General features: G+C 73.1%; 2 protein-coding genes. Both read left to right on the top strand.

What is annotated here, in order from left to right; translation table 11 throughout:
* Positions 1-79 precede the first annotated feature (79 nt).
* On the top strand, positions 80-3,256 hold the full coding sequence (locus ACFWI9_RS12155; protein WP_387161101.1) for a WD40 repeat domain-containing protein: 3,177 nt from the start codon (positions 80-82) through the stop codon (positions 3,254-3,256).
* A 213-nt stretch (positions 3,257-3,469) separates the two neighbouring features.
* Positions 3,470-4,351 carry a C40 family peptidase gene (locus tag ACFWI9_RS12160; RefSeq protein WP_387161104.1) on the top strand — a complete coding sequence of 294 codons (882 nt, stop codon included), beginning with the start codon at positions 3,470-3,472 and terminating at the stop codon, positions 4,349-4,351.
* Positions 4,352-4,437: the final 86 nt, after the last annotated feature.

Consider the following 4,437-nt stretch of genomic DNA (forward strand, 5'->3'; position numbering starts at 1 on the left):
TCCCGCGCCCCCCCCACCCCCCCGCCCACACGCCCCCCCCCCCCCGCCCGCGCCCCCCCCCCCCCACACCCCCCCGCGCGTGCCGGGGGCCGCGGGCGCCCCCCCCCGCCCCACCCCCGCGCCGCGCCGGGGGCGCCCCCTCGACCAGTTCGAGGAGCTGTTCACCCACTGCTCCGACGAGGACGAGCGGCGCGCCTTCGTCCGTGTCCTGTGCGCTGTGTCCGGGCCCCGGGCCGCCGCGACCGGGCACGACCCGGCAGTCGTGGTGCTCGGCGTGCGAGCCGACTTCTCCGGCAGCTGCCTGGAGCTTCCCGAACTGGCCTCCGTCTTCACCGACGGACTGTTCGTGCCACCCCCGATGTCCGTGGCGGAGCTGCGGGAGTCCATCACCCGTCCCGCGGAGCTCGCCGGAGTCACCCTCGAACCGGGACTGGCGCAACTGCTGCTGCGGGACGCCGGACTGCGCGGTGCCACCGGGACAGCGGCATCCGAGGTCACCCCGTCCGGAGCGCTGCCTTTGGTGTCCCACGCCCTGATGGCCACCTGGCAGCAGCGCGACGGCGCCATGCTGACCGTCGCCGGCTACGAGCGCACCGGGGGCATCCAGGGCGCCGTCGCGCGCACCGCGGAGGATGCCTTCGCCCGGCTCTACCCGGCCGAACAGAAGACGATCCGCCGCATCCTGGTACGACTGGTCCATGTCGCCGACGGCACCGCGGCGACCCGGCACCGGATGAGCAGAGCGGCCCTGATGGAGCAGCTCGCCGACGCGGACGGCGCGGCTACGGCGCTCGACACCTTCGTACGCGCCCGGCTGATCACGATGGGCAGCGACACCGTCGAGATCACCCATGAGGCCCTGCTCCACGCCTGGCCCCGGCTGCGCGGCTGGATCCACGCCGACCGGGCCGGACTGCTGATCCACCAGCGACTGGCCATCGCCGCCGACGAATGGGACCGCGCGGGCCGCGATCCGTCCCTGCTCTACCGGGGGACCCGGCTGGACACCGTGCGCTCCTGGGCCGACGAGCTGGACGGCAGAAACCGGCTCGGCGCCCGGGAGGAGGCGTTCCTGCTGGCCGGTCAGGCCGCGGAGGACGCGAGCGAGGAACAGGCCAGGCGCCAGGTACGGCGGCGGCAGTGGATGTCAGCCACCCTCGTCGCGCTGCTGGTAGTGGCCCTGACCGCCGGAGGTCTCGCATACCAGCAGCGTGAAGCCGCGCTCGACCAGGAACGCGGCGCGCGCTCACGCGCTCTCGCCGCGCAGTCCACCCTCCTCGCTACCGGTCGGCCGGAGGCGTCGTTGCTGCTCGCCGAGGAGGCCTACCGTGCCGAGGCTACCACCGAGGCAAGGGGCGCCCTGCTGAGCACCCAGTCACAGCCCTTCGCCGCCAGGCTCGGCGGTCATGGGGGACCGGTCAACGCAGTCGCCTTCGCATCCGGCGACGGGACGCTGGCGACCGGCAGTTCCGACGGCCGGGTGATCTTGCGGCGGATGTCCGACCATCACATGCTCGCGGTCCTGACCGTGCCCGGCCGGGTGCGGTCGGTCGCCTTCAGTCCCGACGGGCGTACGCTCGCGGCGACTTCCACCGACGGGCCGGTGCATCTGTGGAACACTGCGAATACCGTCGGCGGCCATGGACGGGAGTTGCTGGGCATCCGGTCCAAGGGCGCCCGCGCCGTGGCGTTCGATCCCAGCGGTCGTACGATCGCCACCGCTGACGCGGACGGCACGGTCCGGTTGTGGGACACCGCTCGCGGCCACCGGCCCCTCGCGGAACTCGCCGGCCACTCCGGGACGGTCAACGCGCTGGCGTACGCTCCCGACGGCCGGTCACTGGTCTCGGCGGGCTCCGACCGGAGCGTACGCCTCTGGGACGTGGCGGGGGCCCGTTCCCTCGCCGTACTCAGGGGACATACGGACGAGGTGCTGGGCGCGGCGTTCGCACCCGGCGGGCGGACGGTCGCCACCGGGGGAGTCGACCGGACCGTACGTGTGTGGGACGTGCCCCGGCGCCGTCAGATGGCCGCCCTCAGCGGGCACAGTGACGACGTCAACGCGGTCGCCTACACCCCCGATGGCACCACCGTCGTCAGCGCCGGAGGCGACGGGACGACCAGACTCTGGGACGTACGCGGCGGCAGGCTCACCGCGACCCTCGCCGGTCACACCGACTATGTGATGGGGGTGGCCGTCGACTCCCGTGGCACGACCCTCGCGACCGCCGGTTTCGACCAGTCGGTGGTGCTCTGGGATCTGCGGGCCTCGGCCCTGACGGCCCGTCCGTTCACGGAGATCTGGCAGGCCGCGTACAACCCGGACGGGACCATGCTGGCCACGGCCGACGCGGACCACACCGTACGCCTGTGGGACGTGGCTCGCCGCCGTGTCCTGGCGACGCTCACCGGCCACCGCGAGACGGTGTTCGCGGTGGCTTTCTCGCCGGACGGCCGTACGCTCGCCTCCGCGGGCTCCGACGGCACGATCAGGCTGTGGGACATCGCGAAACGCAGCGCCCTCGCCACACTTGACGAGGCACTCGACGGTCCGGGCGGCGATGTGTTCGCGGTGGCTTTCTCGCCGGACGGCCGTACGCTCGCCTCCGCGGGCTCCGACCGTACGGTCCGGCTGTGGGACATCGCCGGACGCCGCCTCCTCGCCCGCCTCACCGGCCACACCGACTTCGCCAACGACGTGGTGTTCAGTCCCGACGGACGCACCCTGGCCAGTGCGGGCGACGATCTGACCGTACGCCTGTGGGACGTCCCGGCACGCAGACCGCTCGCCCGTCTGACCGGCCACACCGGCGCCGTCCGGGGCGTGGCCTTCAGCCCGGACGGGCACACCCTTGCAAGCAGTGGCAACGACGGCACCGTACGGCTGTGGGACACCCGAGGGCACCGCTTCGTCGCGGTGCTCACCGGCCACACCGGCTCCGTGCGCGGTATCGCCTTCTCACCCGACGGCCGCACCCTGGCGAGCAGCGGCAACGATCGCACGATCCGGCTGTGGGACGTGACCGGACGCCGACTCCGGGCAGCCCTGACGGGTCATACGAACGCGGTGTGGGACGTCGACTTCGCCCCGGACGGGCGGACCGTCGCCAGCAGCAGCAACGACGGCACCGTACGCCTCTGGAACCTGGACATCGGCGCCCGGCTGGCGGAGATCCACCGACTGCGCGAAGGGCTCGCTCCGGGGGAGCGGGAGGCGCTGCCGCGGCGCGGCAGCCCGGTGCAGCCAATGTCATGACCGGCGAAGTGCCGTGCTCGGCGGGGTTTCCCGAAGGGTTTCCCGTTGCCCGTTCGCATGGGGCGGCGCGGCGGCATCGACCGGATGGCGTCGCGGCCCCAGGCTGTTGGCTGCGCAGGCACCGGTCCGGACTCACCGAACCGGTCCGGGCCGGTCCCTGCGCCGTAAGCCGCAGTTCGGCAGCACGACAGCCCATCAGAACGGGGATGCTCCATGCACCGTCGCAACGGTCTCGTCAGCGCACTCATCGGATTACTGGCCGCTTGCCTCTGCTGGTCGGCGTCGGCCGCAACCGCCCATCCGGCCAAGGCCGCCCACCCCGCACCCGCCCCCGCCGACAGCGACTGCCGCTCACTGGCACCCGGCGCCTCCGACGCAGCCGAACGGGCGATCGCCGCCGCCTGCCGACAGGTGGCCGCAGGCGTCTGGTACACCTGGGGCGGCGGTCACGGTGCGCGTCCCGGGCCCACGTACGGGCAGGTGGACCCCACCGACCCGGCCAGCGAACACGACCCGGAGCGGCTCGGGTTCGACTGCTCGGGGCTCGTCCGCCACGCCTACGCCGAGGCCACCGGCGAGGACCTCCTCAACGGAGTTGCCAGTGCCCAGTTCTACACACACCGCGCGGCCGGGCGCTTCACCGCCGCCGACGGGCTCTCCCCGCTGCTCCCCGGTGATCTGCTGGTCTGGGGCACGTCCCAGGACCTGCACCACATCGCCATCTATCTGGGCGCGGGCAAGATGGTGGAGGCCAGGCAGTCCGGCACAAAACTGATGGTCAGCGATGTCCGGCTCACCGACACGTACTACGGGGCAGTCCGCGTCGACCCGGGTCCGGTGACCGGCCAGGTCTTCCGGACCTGGGGCACCGGGGTATGGACCAAGGCTGCCCCGTCGGTCAAGGCGGCACGCGTCTACGCCTTCCCAGGGCCGACCACGGTCCGCGTGGAGTGCCAGAAGCACGCGGAGCGGGTCACCTCCGACGGCTACACCAATGACGCCTGGTCCTATCTGCCCGACTACAAGGCCTGGGTCACCAACATCTACGTCCAAGGGCCCGCGTGGCTGCCGGGGGTGCCCACCTGCACCTCCTGAGGCCGAGGGTCCCACGAAGGGGGGGTGCCCCGCCGGCCCCCCCCCGCGCCGGGGACCCCCCGCCCGGGGCGGAATGGCGTGGACCG

This window comes from Streptomyces sp. NPDC127084, from assembly GCF_042724175.1.
Taxonomy (GTDB): Bacteria; Actinomycetota; Actinomycetes; order Streptomycetales; family Streptomycetaceae; genus Streptomyces.